At 72.9% G+C, this 21,321-nt stretch carries 19 protein-coding genes; 9 read left to right on the top strand and 10 right to left on the bottom strand.

Annotated elements, in window-relative coordinates; translation table 11 throughout:
* Nucleotides 1-16: 16 nt before the first annotated feature.
* The 4 genes from BM093_RS25630 to kdgD form a co-directional block, all read right to left on the bottom strand.
* Nucleotides 17-1,051 (bottom strand): ABC transporter substrate-binding protein, encoded by a 1,035-nt coding sequence (locus BM093_RS25630; RefSeq protein ID WP_245773799.1) that lies wholly within the window; start codon nucleotides 1,049-1,051, stop codon nucleotides 17-19.
* Nucleotides 1,048-1,899, bottom strand: coding sequence for an ABC transporter permease (locus BM093_RS25635; RefSeq protein ID WP_093351161.1), 852 nt, complete (start codon nucleotides 1,897-1,899; stop codon nucleotides 1,048-1,050). The genes BM093_RS25630 and BM093_RS25635 overlap by 4 nt, the downstream gene beginning before the upstream one ends.
* Before the next feature lie 191 nt (nucleotides 1,900-2,090).
* Entirely contained in the window at nucleotides 2,091-3,701 is a 1,611-nt protein-coding gene (locus tag BM093_RS25640; RefSeq protein WP_245773800.1) for an aldehyde dehydrogenase (NADP(+)), read from the bottom strand.
* A 40-nt stretch (nucleotides 3,702-3,741) separates the two neighbouring features.
* The gene (gene kdgD, locus BM093_RS25645; protein ID WP_093351009.1) at nucleotides 3,742-4,668 is read right to left on the bottom strand and encodes a 5-dehydro-4-deoxyglucarate dehydratase; all 927 of its coding nucleotides are present in this window, start codon (nucleotides 4,666-4,668) and stop codon (nucleotides 3,742-3,744) included.
* A gap of 104 nt (nucleotides 4,669-4,772) precedes the next feature.
* Between kdgD and BM093_RS25650 the strand changes: the two genes are divergently transcribed.
* Nucleotides 4,773-5,663 carry a LysR family transcriptional regulator gene (locus BM093_RS25650; protein ID WP_093351012.1) on the top strand — a complete coding sequence of 297 codons (891 nt, stop codon included), beginning with the start codon at nucleotides 4,773-4,775 and terminating at the stop codon, nucleotides 5,661-5,663.
* 99 nt (nucleotides 5,664-5,762) lie between these two features.
* Here the strand turns inward: BM093_RS25650 and BM093_RS25655 are convergent, their stop codons facing one another.
* Complete coding sequence (locus BM093_RS25655; protein WP_093351015.1) at nucleotides 5,763-8,123, bottom strand: penicillin acylase family protein; 2,361 nt, start codon at nucleotides 8,121-8,123, stop codon at nucleotides 5,763-5,765.
* A gap of 71 nt (nucleotides 8,124-8,194) precedes the next feature.
* Nucleotides 8,195-9,112 (bottom strand): polysaccharide deacetylase family protein, encoded by a 918-nt coding sequence (locus BM093_RS25660; protein ID WP_093351018.1) that lies wholly within the window; start codon nucleotides 9,110-9,112, stop codon nucleotides 8,195-8,197.
* A gap of 248 nt (nucleotides 9,113-9,360) precedes the next feature.
* Here BM093_RS25660 and BM093_RS25665 point away from each other — a divergent pair, with 248 nt between their 5' ends.
* From BM093_RS25665 to BM093_RS25690, 6 genes are all read left to right on the top strand, one after another.
* Complete coding sequence (locus BM093_RS25665) at nucleotides 9,361-11,148, top strand: ABC transporter substrate-binding protein (protein WP_093351021.1); 1,788 nt, start codon at nucleotides 9,361-9,363, stop codon at nucleotides 11,146-11,148.
* A gap of 114 nt (nucleotides 11,149-11,262) precedes the next feature.
* A complete protein-coding gene (locus BM093_RS25670; RefSeq protein WP_093351024.1) occupies nucleotides 11,263-11,577 on the top strand; it encodes a hypothetical protein in 315 nt (104 codons plus the stop codon).
* A 5-nt stretch (nucleotides 11,578-11,582) separates the two neighbouring features.
* A complete protein-coding gene (locus tag BM093_RS25675) occupies nucleotides 11,583-12,599 on the top strand; it encodes a CobW family GTP-binding protein (protein ID WP_177238706.1) in 1,017 nt (338 codons plus the stop codon).
* 136 nt (nucleotides 12,600-12,735) lie between these two features.
* On the top strand, nucleotides 12,736-13,650 hold the full coding sequence (locus tag BM093_RS25680; RefSeq protein WP_093351034.1) for a polysaccharide deacetylase family protein: 915 nt from the start codon (nucleotides 12,736-12,738) through the stop codon (nucleotides 13,648-13,650).
* 79 nt (nucleotides 13,651-13,729) lie between these two features.
* The gene (locus BM093_RS25685) at nucleotides 13,730-14,725 is read left to right on the top strand and encodes an asparaginase (RefSeq protein ID WP_093351038.1); all 996 of its coding nucleotides are present in this window, start codon (nucleotides 13,730-13,732) and stop codon (nucleotides 14,723-14,725) included.
* A gap of 92 nt (nucleotides 14,726-14,817) precedes the next feature.
* The gene (locus BM093_RS25690) at nucleotides 14,818-15,831 is read left to right on the top strand and encodes a LacI family DNA-binding transcriptional regulator (protein ID WP_093351043.1); all 1,014 of its coding nucleotides are present in this window, start codon (nucleotides 14,818-14,820) and stop codon (nucleotides 15,829-15,831) included.
* A 55-nt stretch (nucleotides 15,832-15,886) separates the two neighbouring features.
* On the opposite strand, the gene BM093_RS25695 is transcribed toward BM093_RS25690, so the two are convergent.
* From BM093_RS25695 to BM093_RS25710, 4 genes are read right to left on the bottom strand one after another with little or no spacing between them, the layout of a single operon-like run.
* A complete protein-coding gene (locus BM093_RS25695) occupies nucleotides 15,887-16,918 on the bottom strand; it encodes a pyridoxal-phosphate dependent enzyme (protein ID WP_093351171.1) in 1,032 nt (343 codons plus the stop codon).
* An 8-nt stretch (nucleotides 16,919-16,926) separates the two neighbouring features.
* The gene (locus BM093_RS25700) at nucleotides 16,927-17,844 is read right to left on the bottom strand and encodes a GHMP family kinase ATP-binding protein (protein WP_093351048.1); all 918 of its coding nucleotides are present in this window, start codon (nucleotides 17,842-17,844) and stop codon (nucleotides 16,927-16,929) included.
* The gene (locus BM093_RS25705) at nucleotides 17,841-18,650 is read right to left on the bottom strand and encodes a Rossmann-like domain-containing protein (protein WP_093351053.1); all 810 of its coding nucleotides are present in this window, start codon (nucleotides 18,648-18,650) and stop codon (nucleotides 17,841-17,843) included. The genes BM093_RS25700 and BM093_RS25705 overlap by 4 nt, the downstream gene beginning before the upstream one ends.
* Nucleotides 18,647-19,354 carry a class I SAM-dependent methyltransferase gene (locus BM093_RS25710; RefSeq protein ID WP_245773802.1) on the bottom strand — a complete coding sequence of 236 codons (708 nt, stop codon included), beginning with the start codon at nucleotides 19,352-19,354 and terminating at the stop codon, nucleotides 18,647-18,649. The genes BM093_RS25705 and BM093_RS25710 overlap by 4 nt, the downstream gene beginning before the upstream one ends.
* 133 nt (nucleotides 19,355-19,487) lie before the next feature.
* On the opposite strand from BM093_RS25710, the gene BM093_RS25715 reads away from it, so the two are divergent.
* Both BM093_RS25715 and BM093_RS25720 read left to right on the top strand, forming a co-directional pair.
* Nucleotides 19,488-20,519 carry a FecCD family ABC transporter permease gene (locus BM093_RS25715; protein ID WP_218162924.1) on the top strand — a complete coding sequence of 344 codons (1,032 nt, stop codon included), beginning with the start codon at nucleotides 19,488-19,490 and terminating at the stop codon, nucleotides 20,517-20,519.
* Entirely contained in the window at nucleotides 20,520-21,311 is a 792-nt protein-coding gene (locus tag BM093_RS25720) for an ABC transporter ATP-binding protein (protein ID WP_093351069.1), read from the top strand.
* Nucleotides 21,312-21,321 lie beyond the last annotated feature (10 nt).

Below are 21,321 nucleotides of genomic sequence, written 5' to 3' on the forward strand. Positions count from 1 at the left end.
ACTCTCCGTCCGGCCGTCACGGCGCCTGGATGATCTCGCCGCGGTGCAGCGGGGTGAGGTAATCGTTGCTGTACACGTCAGCCGGCGTGAGGCGGGCCTGGGGATCCAGGCCCAGGAAGCGGTGCGCGACGTCGATCATGTGCTGGACGCTCGCGGCGTCCATCACGCCGAAGTCCTCCGCCGCGGCGCCCGGGCCCCAGTTGAGCGCGCACTGCTCGTCGACGGCGAGGACGATCGTGCGCTCCTCGAACCCGCTGACCTCCTTCTGGAAGTCCTGCGCGGCCTCCCGCGGGTTCTCGCAGGCCCAGAGGTAGCCCTTCTGCATCGCCCGGTTGAACCGCTTCACCTGCTCCGGGTTCGTGCGCAGCTTCTCGTCGGAGAACACGATCCCGTTGCCGTAGAGGTCGATGCCCAGGTCCGACCACTTCAGGACGGTGGCCTGCCGGTCCAGCGCGTCGATCGCGGGCTGGTCGGACACGTAGAGCGCGAGGTTGGCGTCCCACTGTCCGGCCAGCAGCCCGGGGATCTTGGCTGCGCTGGTGGCGTGCACGACGTTCACGTCGTTCTCGGAGAGCCCGAGCCTGCTCAGTGCGAGCGGCCACATGGCGGTCATCGCGCCGGCGCCCTCGGTCGCCACGGTCTTGCCCGGCAGGTCCTCCCAGCCGTCGATGCCGGTGCCGGCGAGCGCGACGACGGCGTAGGCCGACCGGGCCTGCACCTGGTTGACCTGCTTGACGGCCGCACCGCGGCCCTGGCTGACAATGGTCGCACCGTAGTCGGCCCACCCGGCGTCCACCCGGCCGACGTCCACCGAGGTCACGGTGTTGGTGGAGCCGGAGCCGGGCATGACCTCCAGGTCGATGCCCTCGGCCTCGAAGAAGCCCCGCTCGACGGCCGAGATGAACAGTGCGTGCTTGGGCAGCCAGCCGACGTCGAGCATCAGCGACATCCGTTCGCGACCGCTGCCGCTGCCGCACGCGGTCAGCGCCAGCAGGACGACGACCGCCCCGAGCGCGACGACGGACCGGCGGACCCGGTTCCCGGCCCTCACCTGGTGTGCTGCTTCCACGGGACGAGCTTGCGCCCGGCGAGGTCGACCAGGAAGAACAGCGCCAGCGCGATCGCCGCGAGCACGATGAACGCCGCGAACATCGACGGGAGGTCGACCTGGCTGTTCGCCAGCATGATCACGTACCCGAGCCCCTTCGAGCCGGCGATGAACTCACCGACGACGGCACCACCGACCGCGAGCGAGATCGAGATCTTCGCGCCGGAGAGGATCGACGGGATCGCGTAGATGAACTCGATCTTAGCCATCCGCTTCCACGCCGAGGCCTTGTTGATCCGGGCCAGCTCCTGCAGCTCGTGCGGGACCGAGCCGAGCCCGTCGTAGGTGTTGATCACGAGCGGGAAGAAGGCGATGGCCATCGCCACGAACGCCTTCGACTCGAAGCCGAAGCCGAACCACACGATGAACAGTGGCGCCAGCGCCACCTTCGGGATGGTGTCGATGGCGATGAGCGCCGGGTACAGGAAACTCCGGATCGTCGTCGAGTAGTGCAGCGCGGCGCCGCACAGCACACCGAGTGCCGTGCCGAGCGCGAACCCCGCGAGCGCCTCCTGCAGCGTGATGAACGTGTTCTCGGCGAAGTAGCCCGGCCGCTCGGCCAGCTCGACGAACGCCGAGATCGGGCCGACCAGCAGGTACTCCGGCGGGTCGGCGAGGGCGACGACGAGCTCCCACACCGCGAACAGGCCGAGGACGCCGACGACGGCCTTGACCGCCGCGGTGACCGAGTCGCGCCGGGGCCCCCGGCGGCGGACGGGTCGCTCGGCGGCAGGGCCGGCCGCAACGGCGGGACGGCCGCGGTCCTTCTGCGTGACGTCAGGACTGGCCACCACGGAGGCTCCTCTCTGGACGGCGGGCGGCGGGCCGGGGCGTGCCGTTGCCGGGTCGGATCGGACGGGACCGCGACGGCGGGGACGGTGTCATGCGTTCCTCACAGCGTTGGAAGGGTGCGGTCGGGGCCGCGAGAATTCGGGGGTCGGGCCGGTCCGGGCGGTCGCGGTGCCGGACCGGCCCGTGTCGCTCAGCCGGTGACCGGTCCGCGGCCGGGTCGGCCGTCGGTCCGCCGCCACACCCGGTGCGGGTCGGCGTCGGCGAGCTCCGCGGGCAGCAGGGCCTGCGGTACGTCCTGGTAGGCCACCGGCCGGAGGAACCGTTCGATCGCGAGGGTCCCCACCGAGGTGCTGCGCGGGTCCGTGGTGGCCGGGAAGGGCCCTCCGTGCACCATGGCGTGCCCGACCTCGACCCCGGTCGGCCAACCGTCGAACAGGATGCGCCCGGCCCGTTCCTCCAGCAGCGGCAGCAACCGCCGGGCCGCGTCGTGGTCGGCGTCGCCGGCGTGCACGGTCGCGGTCAGCTGACCCTCCAGCACGGCGACCGCCGCCGTCAGCTCGCCGAGATCGGCGCACCGGACCAGCAGCGACGTGGCCCCGAAGACCTCGGACTGCAGCTGCGGATCGGCGAGGAAGCGCTCCGCCGGGACCGAGAGCAGTCGCGCCGATCCGGCCGCGGCCTCCCCGGCGCGGGCGCCGTGGGCCAGCTCGGACACCCCGGGACGTGCGGCCAGCGCGTCTCCGGCGGCCGCGTAGTGTCCGGCGATCCCGGTCGTGAGCATGGTGGCGCCGGCGTCCCCCCGCACCGCCTCCGTGGCCGCCGTGACGAACGCGTCGAGCCCGGGGCCGTCGACGGCCAGCAGCAGGCCGGGGTTGGTGCAGAACTGGCCGGCCCCGAGGGTGAGCGATCCGACGAAGGCGGTGCCGAGCTCGGCGCCGCGGTCGGCCAGCGCGTCCGGCAGCAGCAGCACCGGGTTGATGCTGCTCATCTCGGCGTACACCGGGATCGGCACCGGCCGGGCGGCAGCCGCCGCGGCGATCGCGAGGCCGCCGGTCCGGGAGCCGGTGAACCCGACCGCCCGGATACGGGGATCGGAGACGAGCCGGGTGCCGATCTCGTTGCCGGCCCCGACCACCTGGGCGAACACACCCGCCGGCATGCCGGTGTCCACCGCCGCCTCGGCGACGGTACGGGCCACCAGCTCGGCCGTGCCGAGGTGGGCCTGGTGGGCCTTGACCACGACCGGGCACCCGGCGGCCAGCGCGGACGCGGTGTCCCCGCCCGCCGTCGAGAACGCGAACGGGAAGTTGCTCGCCCCGAACACCGCGACCGGGCCGAGCGGGATCCGGCGCTGCCGGATGTCCGCACGGGGTGACGGGGTCCGGGCGGGCCGGGCGGGGTCGATCCGGGCGCCCTGCCAGGTGCCGGTCCGCAGTTCCTCGGCGAACAGCCGAAGCTGGCCGCTGGTGCGGCCGACCTCTCCGGTGAGCCGCGGGCGGGGCAGCGCCGTCTCCGCATGTGCTCGTTCGACCAGCAGGTCGACGCGCTCGTCGAGCAGGGTGGCGATCCGCTCGAGGAACCGGGCCCGCCGGTCCGGTGACGTCTCCCGGTAGACCGGGAACGCCTCGGCGGCCAGTGCGCAGGCCCGGTCGAGCTGCCCGGCCGACGCCGCGGGCCAGCCGGGCTCCAGCGCGGTACCGGTCCGGGGATCGGTGGAGCGGACCTCGTCGCCGGTACCGGTCACCGGCGCGGCACCGATGACCATGGCTCCGGTCGGGCCGGTGCGGGTGGGTGTGGACACGACCGACTCCTTCCTCGTCGTCTCGGGTGGGTGGGCCGGTTCAGGCGGCGACGGATCGGGACACCGCGACGACCTCGGCCAGCATCGCCCGCTCGTGCTCGTCGAGGTCGGTCAACGGCGGGCGGACCGGCCCGGCCGGGTGCCCGGCCAGCTCCATCCCGGCCTTCACGATGCTCACCGCGTAACCGGCCTTGCGGTCACGAATGGCGGTGTAGGGCAGCACCACCTCGTCGAGCCACCGGCGGACGGTGGCCCGGTCGCCGGCCCGGACCGCGGCGTAGAAGGCCAGCGCGAACTCGGGCAGGAAATTGAAGATCGCCGAGCTGTAGGTCGTGACCCCCAGCTCCAGATACGGCAGCGCGAAGGTCTCCGCGGTCGGCAGCCCGCCGATGTAGATCAGGCGGTCACCGAGCCGGGAGTGGATCCGGGTGATGGACTCGAGGTCGCCGACGCCGTCCTTGAAGCCGATCAGGTTCGGGCACGTGTCGGTGAGCTCGGCCAGCGCCTCCGCGGTGTACACGGCGTTCGCCCGGCTGTAGAGCACCACGCCGAGCGAGGTGGATGCGCAGACCGCGCGGACGTGCGAGACGAGTCCGTCGGTCGAGGCCTCGGTGAGGTAGGGCGGGAAGAGCAGCAGCCCGTCGGCACCCGCGGCCTCGGCGTCCCGGGCGAACCCGATCGCCTGCGCGGTCCCGTGCCCGGCCGGGGCCAGGATCGGGGTGCCGGCGGGGGCGCTCTCGACCGCGGCACGGACGACCGCGCCCACCTCGCCCGGGGTCAGCGAGAAGAACTCCCCCGTACCACCGGCGGCGAACAGCCCGGCCACGTCGTACTCGCCGAGGCGGACGACGTTGTCCCGGTATGCGGTCTCGTCGAACTCGAGATCACGGGTGAAGTGCGTGACGGGGAAGGACAACAGCCCCGAGCCGAGACGCTGCGCAAGCTCGGTGGGAGCGATGGCGGGCATGAACGGGTTCCTCCTGGACGGTCGGTGACGGCAACGACCCTAGAAAGCAGGAGTGATACCCGTCCAACACCCGTTTCGCATTGACCGATGCCTAACCTGGATCGGTGTTCACGCTCAGCCAGCTCGAGAGCTTCGTCGCGGTCGCCGAGACACTCCACTTCGGCCGGGCCGCGGAGCGCCTCTCCATGACCCAGCCGCCACTGACCCGACGGATCCAGCTACTGGAACGCGAGCTGGGGGTCGAGCTGTTCGACCGGACCGGGCGGACGGTGCGGATGACCGCGGCGGGGAACGCCTTCCTGTCGGACGCACGACGCATCCTCGGGATGTCCACCCGGGCCGTCCTCGACGTCCGGCGGGTGCCGACCGGGGAGGTCGGCACGGTGGCGCTGGGTTTCACGGCCTCGGCGGCCCACTCCGTGCTCGACGCCGTGGTGGGTGCCGTCCGGACGCAGCTACCGGGTGTCGACCTCGTGCTGCGCGAACGGGTCTCCGGAACGCAGCTCGACGAGCTCCGTTCCGGGGAACTCGATCTCGCCCTCGTCCGCCCGCCGATCCCTGCCGGTCTCCATGGACACCTCCTGCACCGGGAGGCGTTGCTCGCGGCCGTGCCCGTCGACCACCCGCTGGCCGACCCCGATCGGCCGCTCCACCTGCGTGACCTGGACGGCCTACCGTTCGTGATGTACTCCCCGACCGAAGCCCGGTACTTCCACGAGGTCCTCGTCGGAGAGTTCCGCAGTGCCGGTATCGCCCCGCACTACGTCCACCACCTCAGCCAGGTACACACGATCCTGGCTCTGGTGCGCGCCGGGCTGGGGCTCGCGCTGGTCCCCCAGGCGGCCACGGCACTCGGACTCGACGGCGTCGTGTTACGGCCGATGGCCGGGCTCCGCGGCAAACCCGTCGAACTGGTCGCCGCCTGGCGAGCCGACGACGACACCCCCGCGATCCGCGCCGTCCGCGAGGTGCTGGCGACGGGGCCACGAACCTGACGGCGGATCAGCGGTCACTATTCCTCCTCGTGTACTCGGCGGTCCCGGGCAGTGAGCGCAGCGAGACGCTACGGCTGCCGCCCGTCACCGGCACCCCGGTCACGTGACTGAGGACGGAGTGGAGCGGGTCGGGGTCAGCCGCAGGCGGCTCTCGGCAGCCGCCTCGACCGCGGCCCGGGTGTAGGCCAGCGGGAACGCCGCGCCCTCGGCCCAGAGATCGAGCTGGTCGGCGTAGTGCACCGATCGCGGGTCCCCCGACTGGCCGGGCGAGTTGAGGACCAGGGTCGCGTCCCACTCCCCCACGTCGACGGCGATCCGGAAGCTGCTGCCCATCACGGCGTTGAACGACGGGTCGTGCCCGGAGAGCCCGACGGTGTCCCCGCTACCGGCCCGCGGCACCGACGGCAGCGAACGCCACGCGTCCGGGGCCGAGGGGTCGTGGGAGAAGACCGTGTGCCGCAGCTCGGTGCGGTGCAGCGCTCCCCAGGTCCACGTCGCCGGGTCGCCGCCGAGCAGGCCGGCGAGCTCGGTCAGCGCCTCCCCGAGGGTGTCGCCGATGCCGGCGCGGAGCAGCTCGGCATCGCCCGGGTCGGCCGGGTCGAACATGTCGATCATGCGGAGGTCCGGGCGCAGGTCGGAGAACAGGGTGTCGGCGCGGATCAGCCGGTGCCGGGCCGCCTTCGCCCGTTCCGCGTCGACCCCGAGCCGCTCCAGGCACCGGTCGACCAGCCACGGACGCAGGTGCCGCCGGACCCACACCTGGAAGATCAGGGCGGGCCGGGACCCGGTCGTCTCGACGCCGTCCCACTCCTGCAGCGCCGCCCACTCCTGCTCGTGCCGCACCGGCCCGGTGATCGGGCTCAGCCGGTCGAGCAGCCGCCTGCCGTGCACGTTCACGGCGTCGCCCTGCATCCGGACGCTGCTCGCGACGTCGACGGGGCCGTCGCCGTCGAGCCAGCCGGTGAGGCGTTCGTGCCGCGCGGACGAGTACCAGTCGGTGGTGATCGTCAGCGCGTCGTCGTCGAAGCCGGGCGGCAGGTTCTCCTCGTTCGAGGTCGAGAACCAGCCCGACTCCGGGTCGGTGAGGCCGGGGAGCTCGTCGAGCTGGGCGAACCCGTCCCACTCGAAGCGGCCGTCACCGGGCACCGGCAGGGCGCCGTCCCAGCCGGGCCGGCGCGGCACCAGACCGCAACCCTGCCAGCCGATCGTCCCGTCCGCGGTGGCGAACACCTGGTTCACCCCGGGCGCTCCCCACCGGCGCAGGGCCCGGCGGAACTCGGCGGCGTCGTCGGCGTCCTGGTACTCCAGGCTCGCCAGGTAGGGCGCCATGCCCGGTTCGAGCCAGACCGCACGCACGGCCACCGCCACGCGGGCGTCGGTGTCGAGGTGCACCACCGGCCCGTGTCGCGAGTAGGTGAGCCGCAGGGTCTCCTCGCCGGCGCCCGCGACCGCGGTCTTCTCCTCGACGACGCTGAACTGCTCCCATGCACCACGGTGGCGGTACCGGCCGTCGTCGTCGGGGTGGAGCTCGTAGACGTAGAGGTCCTCGTGGTCGATCGGCCAGATCGTCAGTCCGAATGCGACCCGTCCGTTGTGGCCGATCGAGACCCCCGGCAGGTTCGGCTCCCCCGCCCCGATCACGCTCATCCCGGGTGCCTCGAGGTGGGTCAGGTAGCGCAGCGACGGCACCGTGACCGCCCGGTGCGGGTCGTTGGCCAGCACCGGGCGGCCGGTGGCCGACCGCTGCGGCGACACGACCCAGTTGTTGCTGCCGGTCGGGATCGCCGACGTCGCGGACGCCCCGGGCAGGCCGGTGAAGTCGGCGGGGGCGAAGGCCAGCCGGTAGACGTCGAGCACGTCCTCGGTGAGGTGGCTCAGCGCCGCGGGGTCGGGCACGGCGAGGTCGGTGTGCGGGTCCCGCACCGAGCGTAGCTCCTCGGCGGCGACACCGAGGTCACGGACGGTGAGCGCCCGCGCGAGCTCCTGCTCGGCGTTGTAGAGCAGGCCGTGGGTGCGGATGCGGACCACGTCCTCGGGCTCCCAGCGCGCCGGCTCGTGGCCGAGAGCGGCGAACTCCGGCGGGAGCCGCTCCTCGGGCGCCTGCAGCGCCCAGTCGACGTAGGCGTTGACCCCGGCCACGAACGCGGTGACGACGTCCCGGACAGCAGTGCCGTAGGCGAGCCACTCGGCCCGCATGTCGCCGCGGTAGAGGAACAACCGGGTCGCCCGGTCCTGGGCCAGGAACCGGCTGCCGAAGACCTCCGACAGCCGGCCCAGACCGCGCCGACGCCACAGGTCGATCTGGAACAGCCGGTCGCGGGCGGCCTGGAAGCCTTGCGCCACATAGGCGTCGTGCCGGGTCGTGGCGTAGATGTGCGGAACGCCCCAGCGGTCGAGGAGCACCTCGACCTCACCGTGCAGTCCCGGCAGGGGAAGGGAATCGGACGGGAGCGTGGTCATGCCTCTCCTCATCGAGGGTGCGTCCTGAGCGCGTGTGCTCGGGCGTGCGTGCTGGGGCATGCGTGCCGGGGTCAGGCCCAGCCGGAGTCCGCCGGCGCGGGCTCGACGCCGCGCACGTCGGGGAGGGCGAACTTCGCCTCGTCGGTCTCGTCGTCGACCCAGGCGCGCGCGATCTCCTCGATCGTGGCGAACCAGACGCCCTCGTGCCCGCTGATGTAGTCGACCAGCTTCTCGTACCAGAGCATGTGGTGCGCCTGGCCGATGATCTGCGGGTGGACGCACGTCGCGAAGACCGGGTTGGTCTCGTTGCGGTACGCGTAGTCGAAGATGTCCTTCCAGCGCCGGTAGATCGTGTCCGAGTCCTGCATGCCGATCGAGCTGCCGGTGTAGGCCAGCGGCGGGAAGTCGTCGAGGTACCAGCTCACCGGGACCTCGAGGATCCGGCTCGCGCGGCCGGCGACGTTGCCCTGCTCCCAGCGCACCTGCCAGCGCTGCGGGTGGTAGGGGTGGAAGTCCCGGCCCATCAGGCTGGTGTCGTAGATCAGCCCGGAGTCCTCCAGGATGTCCAGGGTGGACTCGCTGTAGTCCCAGTACGGGGAACGGTAGCCGACGGGCCGGATGCCCAGCACGTTCTTGAACGTCGAGAAGGCCAGGTCGACCAGGCGCCGCTCGGTCTCACCGGAGATCAGCGTCGGGTTCTCGTGGTAGTAGCCGTGATGGCCGAACTCGTGGCCGTCGTCGAGCACCTTCTTGCACCACTCGGGGAACGTGTCGACCGTGTGGCCCGGGGTGAACCAGGTCGTGCGGACGTCGTAGCGCTTGTAGAGCGACAGCAGACGCGGCACGCCGACCTCGGCGCCGAACTCCCCGCGCGACATGGACGACGGGGTGGGTCGGTTGAACGCCCCGAGCCAGAGGCACTGCGAGTCGAAGTCGGTGCCGAGATTGACCGCGATCTTCTTCCCCGGGGGCAGTTGCAGATGTCCCATGACAATCTCCGATCCTCGGTGTGTCGGTCCGGCCGGGCACGGCTCCGGTGGCGGCGCGACCGCTCGCCGGTGAGCCCGGTCGGTTCGGAGCGAAGCTAGGAACGGCCGAGGCGCCCGCCATCGTCAGATGTACGTAGCGTCGCCGGGCGCGCCCCCGGACCGGGCCGCGTTCGACCATCGCCGGATGCGCATCCGTACGGCATGCTCGTGGGCGCGACGCGGCCCCGTGCCGGGGAGGAGGTACCTCGATGACGACACCGGGTGGCTCCCGATCGACGTGGTCGGGCGCGGCCTTCACCGTGCAGGTGCGCCCCGACGGACGGTTGGGGCTGACCGACCGCGGCACCCACTCCGACGTGCCGCCGCAGCTGCACCGCATCGCGTCCGCCATGCGGCACACCGACCTGCGGGAGTGCCGGTTCCACTGGCGGGCACCACGGTCCGCCCGGTTGTGCCGGGTCTCCCTCACCGCCCGCGCCGAGCTCGGCTTCGACCACGTCGAGCTGAGCGGTGATCCCGTCGAGCAGCTCCCGGGCGGGCTGTCGACGCGCGAGCTGGAGGTGCTGACGATGCTCGTCGTCGGCCTCTCCAACGCCGAGGTCGCCGGCGAGCTCGGCATCACCCAGCGCACGGCCGCCACCCACGTCACCCACCTGATGCAGAAGCTGGGGACCCCGACCCGCACGGCTGCCGCCACACGCGCGCTGGACACCGGCCTGTTGTGCGTCCCGCTGCCGGGCTCGGCGGAGCACTACGCGGGCCTGTCGGTGGGCCGGCTCCTCGCCGCCGCGTCCTCCGACGCGGCCGCTCCCTCGGGCGAGCCCCGGCGCGAGGTGCCCCGTCCCCGCCGGCCGGAACCGCGCCGCGAGCTCGTCGTCGGTGCCGCGCTGCCGCTGACGGGCACGGGCAGTGACGACGGGCGGGAGATGATCAATGGTCTTCAGCTGGCGATCGAGGAGATCAACGCCGCCGGCGGGGTCCGCGGTCGCCGGGTCCGGGCCGCGGTCCGCGACGTCGAGGTGACCAGCTCCACGTCGGTCCGGACGGCCTTCGAGTCACTGGCTCGCGGCGGCGTCGACATCCTGACCTCGGGCTACCTCGCCGCCCAGGAGATCGGACACGAGACCGCGGCGACCACGGGCGTGCCCTACCTGCATGCCGCGACCAGCGGCGCCATGGAGCAGATGGTCCGCGACGACCTCGGCCGGTTCGGCCGGGTCTTCCAGGTCTGCGCCAGCGACACGGAGTACGCCTCACGGTTCGTGTCCTTCATGACCTCCGTACGGGAACAGGGTCACTGGGGAATCGCGTCCGACCGGCTGGTGATCGTCGTGCGGCCGTGGCACGGCGTCGACTTCGGGATCGACCGCGCCCGGACGGTCGCCGACCGGCAGGGATGGTCGCTCGACGTCGTGCCGGTCGGCCGGGCAGGCGATGGTGACGGCTGGGCCCGGGCCATGGGTGCGGCCGTTCGGGAACCGGCCGCGGCGGTCATGATCGGGAGCTTCTTCGTCGACGACGCGGTCCGGGCCGTGACCGCCCTGCACGAGCGGGGCGCCCCCGCGCTCCCCTACTCGATCTACGCCCCGTCGGTCCCCGCCTTCCGCCACCGGCTCGGGCGCCTCGCCGAGGGCGTCGTCTGGGCCACCACGACCGGTACCTACTCCGATCGTCCCGGGCGCGCCTTCGCCCGCCGCTACACCGACCGCTTCGGCGCCGCCCCGGGCCGTTCCCACGCCGGCCTCGCCTACGACCGCATGCAGCGCATCGCCCGGGCCTGGAGCGCGTGCGGCGACCTGAGCGACGCCGACGCGATCGCCACCCACCTGCGTGCCGAGCCGTACCGCGGGGTCAACGGCACCTACAACTTCGACACCCCCGGCCAGGTCGCGCTCGGCGTCGACGAGCACGGTGACCCGTCGCTGGCCCAGCCGCAGCTGATCTACCAGGTCCAGGACGGGCGGCAGGTCATCATCAACGGCGGGCCGTTCCGCACCGGCGAGTTCCGCCTGCCCGCTCACCTGCAGCGGCGATGAGCCCCGCGACGACGGCGTGCACCGCCCACGCGCTCGGCCTCGCTCCGGGGTGCAGAGCTGTCTAAGCTTGCTTCGCAAACGTTTTCGGCAGGAGCGACCACGCAAGGAGTGACCATGTGTGCACAGTGCCGCGCCCCGAGCGCACGCGAGGACTGGTTCGCAGCGGGCGCCCCGGACTCGCTCGCGGGACGGCGCCGAGCCCGCAGCGACCTCGCCCGCGCGGCCACGACCCTCCTGGGCGGCCACGGCCTGCGGGTGGAGGCACCGCCGGGAGCGATGGCACTGCACCTCCGCACGCCGACCGGGCGCGGCGCCCTCGTTCATCGCCTCGACGAGGTCGTCGAGGCGGCCCACCGCCTGACCGGCCGTTCGGTCGACCCGCTCGACCCACGACTGCTCGACGAGGCCGGCGGAGCCACCGGACGATGATCGAGATGACGCTCGTCAGCGGGTTCCTGGGAGCGGGCAAGACCACGTGGCTCGGCCATCGCCTGCGGCACGAGCGCGACGCGGCCGACCTGCTGGTGGTCAACGACTTCTCGAGGACCGGCGTCGACGACCTGATCCTGCGCGACGCCGGCGGCGCCGGAGGACCGCCGGTCGAGTCCGTCGTCGGGGGCTGCCTGTGCTGCGAGAAGCTCGACGACCTCACCGGCCTGCTGCACGACGCCGTCGGTCGTCGGCACCGGGGCCCGGCGGGCGGGCACGAGATCCGTCACGTGGTCGTCGAGACGTCCGGGGTGGCCGAGCCTCAGCGGATCGTGGACGCACTCGACGCCGACCCGGTGCTCCGCGCGAACCTCGTGCTGCGCTCGCTGGTCGTGGTCCTCGACGGCGTCGGTGGTCTCGGGCTCCTCCGGCATCGGCGCGCTGTCCGGTCACAGGTCGCCGTCGCGGACCGGGTCGTCCTCGCCCGGACCGATCTCGCGACCCGAGAGGAGGTCGGCGACCTCGCCGGGGTCGTCCGCCGGCTCAACGCGACAGCGGAGATCGTCGGTGCGGCGCACGGGTGCGAGCACGCCCTCGCCGAGACCCGGTCCGACGGGAGCGGACCCACCGGGAACGGGGCCGCCGAGATCGAGACCTTCGATGACACCGATAACGCGTCGGACGTGCGCTCATGGGCCGTGGAGCTCGCTCCCGGCACGAACTGGGCCGAGTACGCGCTGTGGCTCGACGCGGCCTCTCGGGCCCATCCGGATCGACTGCTCCGCACCAAGGGGCTGGTGCCGACCTCGGACGGTCCACTGCTGGTGCAGTCGATGGGGGCCCAGGTGGCCCGGCCGGCCCGCGCCCCGGACACGACGGGCCCCAGCATGATCTTCATCGTCGACCGGCTCGACCTCGACGTCCTGGAACGGTCGTTGCGCACCTTCGTCCCCTCCGCGTTCGACGCCCCCTCCGACGGCGAGGCGCCCCGGGACGCAAGGGTCCGCCCTCAGCACCGGTGATCGACCGACGCCCGTGCTGTTGACCGGGCGGGACGGGTCGCATACATTTTGCGCAATCGTTCGCGTTGCCTGGGCCACAGAGCTGACCCGCAGCTCCGCGGGCGTCACGACGACGGATGCGAGGCAAGGAGGCCCCATGGCGAAGGAGATCAAGGTCTGCGTCGGTGCCGACATCGACGCGGTGGCCGGCTGGCTGGGTTCCTACGGCGGCGAGGACTCCCCTGCCGACATCCAGCGCGGCATGTTCGCCGGTGAGGTGGGTGTGCCCCGGCTGCTGAACCTCTACCGCAAGTACGGTCTGACGACGACGTTCTTCGCCCCGGGGCATTCGATCGAGACGTTTCCCCATCGCATCGAGCAGATCGTCGAGGCCGGGCACGAGCTCGCGGCGCACGGCTACTCGCACGAGAACCCGATCGCGATGAGTCCCCAGCAGGAGGAGGACGTCCTCAACAAGTCGATCGAGCTGATCGAGAAGTTCTCCGGGAAGAAGCCGCGTGGCTACATCGCCCCCTGGTGCGAGCTCTCGGAGGTCACGGCCGACCTCCTGATGAAGAACGGCTTCCGTTACGACCACAGCCAGGCGTTCCACGACTTCCAGCCGTTCTACGCGCGCACCGGCGACAGCTGGACGAAGATCGACCTGTCGGGCCCCGCGGCGAACTGGATGAAGCCGCTGGTCCGGGGGAAGGAGATCGATCTCGTCGAGATCAACTTCTCGTGGTACATCGACGACCTGCCCCCGATGATGTTCATCAAGGGCAGCCCGAACAGCCACGGCTTCGTCAATCCGCGCGATGTCGAGGATCTGTGGCGGGACCAGTTCGACTGGGTCTACCGCGAGTACGACTACGCGATCTTCCCGATCACGATCCACCCCGACGTCTCGGGCCGGCCCCAGGTCCTGATGATGCTCGAGCGCTTCTTCGAGCACATCCTGCGGCACCCGGGAGTCTCGTTCGAGACCTTCGAGACGATTGCGGAGGACTTCCGGCAGCGGTTCCCGTTCGAGCAGAACGCGAAGTACCCGTTCGACCGAGAGCTGCCCTGAGCCTCGTCGCCCCGTTCTCGCGAGCTCGGCCGGTGCGTGTACCCGGCCGGGCCCGCCCCACCGCCCTCGGAGGAATCCCGTGAGTGACCGGCTGCCGCGCGTCCTCGTCGTGACGCTGGGGGGCACGATCGCGTCGGTTCCCGACCCCGCCGGTCACGACGCGGTCCCGCGGCTCGGCCCGGACGAATTGATCGCCTCGGTCCCGGGAGCGGAGCACGTGGCGACGTTGCGGACCGAGTCGTTCCGCCAGTTCCCGTCGGGCGACCTCTCGGTCGCCGACGTCGTCGCCCTGGCCCGGCTGATCCACCGACGTGCTCCGGAGATCGACGGCGTGGTGGTCACCCAGGGCACCGACACGCTGGAGGAGACCTCCTACCTGCTCGAACTGCTCCTCGACCGAGACGCCCCACCGGTCGTCCTGACCGGGGCGATGCGCAACGCCGGGCTCGCCGGCGCCGACGGGCCGGGCAACCTGCTCGCTGCGCTGCGAGTCGCGGCGTCACCCGAGGCTCGTGGGGCCGGGCCGCTGGTCGTGTTCGCCGACGAGATCCACCTGCCGCGGTTCGTGCGCAAGCAGCACAGTTCACGGGTCCACGGCTTCGGCTCGGCGAACGCCGGGCCCGTCGGCTGGGTCGTCGAGGGACGGGTACGCATCCCGCTCCTCCCGCGCCGGCGCGAGCCGGTCTGCTCGCCCGACTCCGTGCCGGCCGAGCTGCCCGCAGTCGGGATCATCCGGGTCGGCCTGGGCTCCGGGCCGGTGCTCCCCGAGCACGTCACCGGCTTCGCAGGGCTCGTCGTCGAGGCGTTCGGCGGAGGTCACGTGCCCAGCCCGATCGTCGGTTCGCTGGCCGCCGTCGCCGAGCACATCCCGGTCGTCATGGCCAGCCGCACCGGGGCGGGGGAGGTCTACGAGTCGACCTACGCCTTTCCCGGGTCCGAGCGTGACCTGCTGGAACACGGTCTGATCAGCGCCGTCGCCCTGGACGGGATCAAGGCGCGCCTGCAGCTGATCCTGCTGCTGGCCTCCGGCGCGGACCGGGACCGGATCCGCGCTCGGTACGAGTCCGCGGTCTAGTCACGGCGATGCGCTCCCAGCCGACGTCCTGACGCCGCCCGTGCGGGCCGGTCGGTAAGCTCCGCGACGACGAACCCGAGAACGGAGGGCCGGTGACCGTGTCCGAACCGGTCACCCTGGCCGAGATCGCCAAGCGCGCGGGCGTCCACATCTCCACCGTGTCCCGGGCGCTGGCCGGGTCGAGCGGGGTCGGTCGGGCGACGGTCACCCGGATCCGGGCGATCGCCGACGAGCTGGGCTATCGACCCGATCCTGCAGCAGCCGCCCTGCGGACCCGCCGCAGCGGCGCGCTCGGCATCATCGTGCCGCGGCTCACCGACTACGTACTCGCCCGCATCTACGAAGGCGCCGACGAGGCCGCGCACGACCTCGGCTTCACCACCCTGGTCGGGAACTCCAACGACGATCCCGGCCTGAGGCTGGATCGTATGGAGAAGATGCTGGCGCGGCGGGTGGAAGGGTTCCTCATCGGCGACGCCCGCCTCGACGGAGACGACCTGATCAGCGCACTGCAACGGCGCGGGGTCCCCTACGTGCTGGTCAATCGGCGTCTGCGGGGCCATCCGTCAGTGACCACCGACGACGTGCACGGCGGACGGCTCGCCGGAGAGCACCTGCTCGCCCTCGGGCACCGGGAGGTCGGGGTCGTCGCCGGTCCGACCTATGTCAGTACGTGTGTCGAGCGCACGCACGGGTTCGTCGAGCGCTTCCTGTCCGCCGGCGTACCGGTCCCCGACAGCCGCATCGAGCCGTCGACCCCCGACGCCGAGGGTGGCCATGCGGCCGCCGACCGCCTGCTCACCCGGCATCCGGGCATCACCGCGTTGTTCGCCATCAACGACTTCGCCGCGATCGGCGCGATCGGCGCGGCCCGTGAGCACGGCCGGACCGTCGGGCAAGACATCGCGGTCGTCGGCTACAACGACATCCCGCTCGATGCCTGGCTCCCGGTTCCGATGACCTCGGTCCGTTCCCCCATGCTCGAGATGGGCCGGGCCGGGGCGCGGGCACTGCACCGCGTCCTCGCCGGAGAGACCGTCGAGCCGGTACTGCTCGAACCGACACTCAGCGTCCGGGACTCGACCGTCGGTGTGGCCACCGTGTGACGCTCCCGGTCCGATCCTCACTCCGCGTAGCGGCCCCGGTGATGTCCACCGCGACCTACCGGGGATCGTCGGAGAGCGCCTCCGGAGGTCCGTGTGCCCCGGCCCAGTCCATCCGGGACCACGGCAGGGCGAGCTCATCGGTGCCGGCCGCCGTCTGCGGGGCGAGCGTGTCGAGCGGTACTGCTTCGGTGTGCCGGGCGTACACGTCGGTGACGTAGCGATGCCCGGTGTCGGCGGCGACGATCACCACCGTCCGGTCCGGGGCGAGGTCGCGTTCCCATCGGCCCGCGAGGTAGGCGGCGCCGGCGGAGAGCCCGGCGAAGACTGCGTGATCGCGCAACAACGCCACCGCCCCGGACAGTGCCGCGGTGAACCCCGTCCAGTGCACGACGTCGTAGACGGCGTGGTCGACGTTGGCGAACGGGATGGAACTCCCGATGCCGGCGATGATGATCTCCGGGTCGCAGACGTGCTCGCTGCCGAACGTCACGCTGCCGAAGGGCTGCACCGCGACCACCCGGGTCGGGTCCCGTGGTGGATCACCGGCCCGTAGGTACCGGGCGAGGCCACCGGTGGAGGCCCCGGAGCCGACCCCGCCGACGATGGTCAAGGGCTCCGGGCCGAGCGCGTCCCGCAGCCGCTGGGCCACCGGCTGGTAGCCGAGGTAGTGCACGTCGTCGTGGTACTGGCGCATCCAGTGCAGCCGCGGGTCGGCGGCGAGCAGCTCCCGAATCCGGGCCACCCGGCGGCTCTGGTCGAGTTTCAGGTCGTCGCTGGGCGGCATCCGTTCGAGGGTGGCGCCGAGCAGCTCCAGCTGGAGCCGGGCAGCGTCGTCGACGGTGGTCGAGCCGACGATGTGGCAGCGCAGGCCGTGCCGGTGGCAGGCGAGCGCGAGTGCGTAGGCGTAGATCCCGCTGGAGCTGTCGACGACGGTGTCGCCGAGAGCGATCCGACCGGTCTCGAGGAGCGTGCGCACCGCGGCGTCGGCGCTGAGCACCTTCATCGTCTCGAATCGCAGACAGACCAGCCGGTCGTCGAGGCGGACCAGGTCGGGGCGGCCGACGGCGTCGGCGACGTGGGCGTCGATGCCGTCGCTCACCACGCGCCCCCGAGCGCCCCGACCGGTCGTGGATGCCGCGCGCCGCCCGAGGTGAACCATCCGGTGGGCACGATCCCGGCCGCGCGCAACGCCGCGGTGACCCGCTCCGCGTCGGGGCCGTCACCCGGGGCGAGCAGCACCCCGGCCACATTGCCGCTGTGCGCGATCTGCACCCCGAGCACTCCCGGGCCGTCGACCGCAGCCAGCAACCGGTCCACCTCGCCGTCGGTGCGGTGCAGCTGCGCGCTGCGGGTCGCGACGCGCGCGACCCCGGCGGCGTCCCCGGCGGCCAGCGCCGCGCGCAGCGCGGTCCGCAGCTCCTCGTAGGTGGCGACGACGGCGGGCCGCGGTTCGGGCGGGCGACAGGCCGGGGTGTCCACCGGCCGTCCCCCGTCGAGCAGGCAGCCGACCACCAGCAGTGGGGGGAGCCCGCCGGGCAGAACCTCCAGGACGTCGCCGTCACGCTGGGCGAACAGCCGGGGTCGGGCGTCCTCGAACATCAGCGGGTCGCTGGCGGCCTCCGCGGCGACGGCGAGACGCGCCAGGGTGGGCGGCGCGATCCGCACGTCTGCGGCGTCGGCGACCGCACGCACCGCTGCCACCACGTCCGCCGTCGACGAGCCCAGCCCCAGCCCCGGCGGGACGGCGCCGTGCAACGTCAGCAGCCCGCCCCCGGTCGCCGGGCCGACCACCGCGTCGAGCGCCAGCCGGGCCGCGCGGGCGGCCTTGCCCCGGCCCGGTGGCCGCACCGTCACCTCGGTGCCGGTACCCGATGGCCGGAACTCCGCGCGCACCCCCGCGACCGGCGACGGCAGCGTGACCAGCCCCGGCCGGGCCGCGCCGACGGAGTCCCGGAAGAACCCCTGCAGCAGCTCACCGTGGTGACACGGCGCGCTCCCCCGGCCGGGCCTCACGAGGCCGCCCGGTACCGGTAGAGCGCGGTCAAGTCCGCGCTGAACTGGGAGAACGGGAACGGCTCCGCGGACAGCGCGGACACGCCGTCGCCGAGGAAGGCCCGGGCCACCGCGGGCCCGGTCTGCGCGTAGACGGTCAGCGGGATGCCGCGGTCGCGGCACCGGGCGGCGATGGGGTCGAAGGTGCCGTTGGCCAGGGTCATCCCGGTGGCGACGACGGCGTCCGCGGCGTCGATCACCTCGTCGGCGGAGCCGGAGACCGTGTCGCCCCACTGCGTGGTGCGCAGGTCGAGATCGCAGGGCAGGCACTCGGCGCCGCGCTCGCGGATCGCGGCGACGAGCGGGTTCACCACCCCGATCAGCGCGACCCGGGCCCCGGCGGGCACGTCGAGCAACCCGGCGACGGCCGCGTCGCGGGCCAGCGCGCGCTCCTCCGGCGTACCGGCGGGCAGCTCGACCCGCTCCGCACGCGGGTCGTCGCGGAAGGGCCGCACCCCGGCGAGGTAGGCGTCGAGGGCTGCGGTCCGGACCGGGGCGGGCACGTCGTCGCCGAGCAGCGCGGCGAGCGGGCTCCCGGACAGCTCCTGGCAGGCGACCGGGTCGAGCTCACCGGCCCGCGCCGACGCCGCCCCGAACGCGGCGCCGCTGCGGACCAGGACGTAGTGGTTGCGGTAGGTCACCGGTCCGCCGGCCAGCCGGGTGCCGTGCCCCGCCCAGAACACGCTGGTCGCGGTCCGCTCCGCCGGGTCGGGGCCGTGCCCGCCGGCGAGCACCTCGGCGACCAGGTCGTCCACCGTGCGGGTCATCGGGTGCCTCCGGCACGGGTGAAGCGGAACAGGTGGGTGATCACACCGTCGCCCCAGTCGTGGCGCAGCGCCAGACCGGCGTCGAAACCGTGCCGCAGCGCACTGTCCACCAGGGCAGGAAGGTCGGCGGTGTTGGAGGCGATCACGAACACCTCCCCGTCGGGGGCGAGCACGTCGCGCACCGCCAGCTGGGCGAAGAACCGTTGCAGCAGCGGGGCGCCCTCGCAGACGTTGCGGACGACGTCGGGGTCGTCGTCGACCCGGACGCTCACCGCGGGCGGGTTGAACGTGACCACGTCGACGACCGTGGAGTCCGGGACGCCGTCGAGCAGGTCGGCGACGATCCCGGTGCGCGCGGTGCCGCCGACGAGCCGGTCGAGGTGGCCGACGGCGGTCTCCACGCTCGCCGGGTGGACGTCGACGGCGTAGGTGTGCGCGGCCCCGCGCACCCCTGCGGCGAGCACCTCCAGGCCCAGGCCGCAGCCCATGGCGAGGTAGCGGCGGCCGCGGGTCTCGATCTCCCCCGACAGCACCCGGTCGGCGATCATCTCGCTGGTCAGGCCGGGGCGGAACACGCCGGGCGGGACCTCGAGGTCCCAGTCGTTCCAGTGCCGGGTGCGGGTGGTGTGGAGGGTGCCGTCGGGCCGGTTGAGTGCCGACACGGTCTCGGCCGGCAGCGGCGCCGGGAGCTCCTGCGGCGTCACGGGAACACTCTGCGTCATAATGAAAATGGGTATCATTTCGAGACCGGGCCGGACAACGGTGACGCGGCGTGCATCACGACTCGCTCCGGACGCTGGCGGATCGCCCGCCCGGGTGTTACTACATACGACAATCATGTTCATCAGATGCACAGTCGGGCTCGGCGTGGCCCTGGTCGCGTCGGTCGTCCTCGCGATCGGGCTCGGCCCCGCCCCCGTCTCCCCCGCCGACACGCTGCGCTACCTCGGGGCCGCCCTGACCGGCGGCACGATCCGGCTCGACGAGGTCGCGACCTACGAGATCGTCTGGCAGCTGCGCACGCCTCGGGTGCTGCTCGCCGCCGTCGTCGGGGCGGGGCTGTCCGCGGTCGGGGCCGGGGTGCAGGCACTCGTCCGCAACCCCCTCGCCGACCCGTTCGTCCTCGGGATCTCCTCCGGGGCCGCCGTCGGGGCGGTGTCGGTGCTGGTCACCGGTGCACTGGCCGTCGCGGGCATCTACGCGCTGTCGGTCGGTGCGTTCGCCGGTGCGCTGGTCGCCGCGGCGCTGGTGCACGTCACCGCGCGGCGCCGGGGACCGGGCGGGACGAGCCCGCTGCGCCTGGTCCTGACCGGGGTGGCGATGGCGTACGCGTTCCAGGCCGCGATGGCGTTGCTGATCTACCTGGTTCCGCAGGGGGAGGCGACCGCGACGGTCCTCTACTGGACGCTCGGCGGGTTCGGCGCCGCCACCTGGGGCTCGCTGCCGCTGGTCGTCGTCGTGGTGCTCGCGGGCATCACGGCACTGCGGCTGCGGGCCCGCGACATGGACGTGCTCGCCCTCGGCGACGAGACCGCCGCGAGCTCCGGTGTGGACACCGCACGGCTGCGGCGCGAGCTGTTCGTGCTGACGTCGGTGATGACCGGGGCGATGGTCGCGGTCAGCGGGGCCATCGGGTTCGTCGGGCTGATCGTGCCGCACCTGGTGCGGATGGTGACCGGCGCCGTGCACGCCCGCGTTCTGGTGCTGGCCCCGCTGGTCGGGGCGGTGCTGGCGGTCTGGGTCGACCTGCTCTCGCGCACCGTCGTCGCACCGCGGGAGCTGCCGCTCGGTGTGGTGACCGCGCTCGTCGGCGTCCCGGTGTTCGTGGTGCTGCTGCGCCGCCGCGGCTACGTGTTCGGGGGCGTGTAGGTGACCGGCCTCTCGCTCGACGGCCTCACCGTCGCCGCCGGTGGCCGCGAGATCGTCCGGGAGTTGTCCCTCGACGTCGCGTCCGGCTCCGTGGTCGGGCTCGTCGGCCCGAACGGCAGCGGCAAGTCCACGGCGCTGCGCTGCGTCTACCGGACGCTGCGCCCGCTGCGCGGGACCGTCCTGCTCGACGGCGAGGACCTCACCACCGGCCCCCTGCGCCAGAGCGCACGCCGGGTCGCCGCGATGACCCAGGACCACGCGTCCGACCTGGACTTCACCGTCGCCGAGCTCGTCGCGCTCGGCCGGACACCGCACCTGGCCGGGCACCGCTGTCCCGGCCCCGACGACCTGCGGATCTGCCGCGAGGCGATGGACCGCGTCGGCGTCACCCACCTGGCCGACCGCGGCGTCCTGACGCTGTCCGGCGGCGAGCGCCAACGGGTGCTCGCCGCTCGCGCGCTGGCTCAGACGCCCGAGGTGCTGGTGCTCGACGAGCCGACCAACCACCTCGACATCTCCTATCAGCTGGGCCTGCTCGCCCTGCTGCGCGAGCTCGGCACGACGGTGCTGGTCGTGCTGCACGACCTGAACCTCGCGGCGTCGGTGTGCGACCGGATCGGCGTGCTGTCCGACGGCCGGCTGGTCGCCGCGGGCACCCCCGCCGAGGTGCTCACCCCCGCGCTGGTCGCGGACGTGTTCGGCGTGCGCGCCGACGTCGTCACCCATCCCGTCACCGGCGGGACCCGCCTGCTCTACGCCCTGCCGGACACCCCGGCCCGTCCCGACCCCTGAGGAGACCTCC

This window comes from Pseudonocardia ammonioxydans (assembly GCF_900115005.1).
GTDB lineage: Bacteria > Actinomycetota > Actinomycetes > Mycobacteriales > Pseudonocardiaceae > Pseudonocardia > Pseudonocardia ammonioxydans.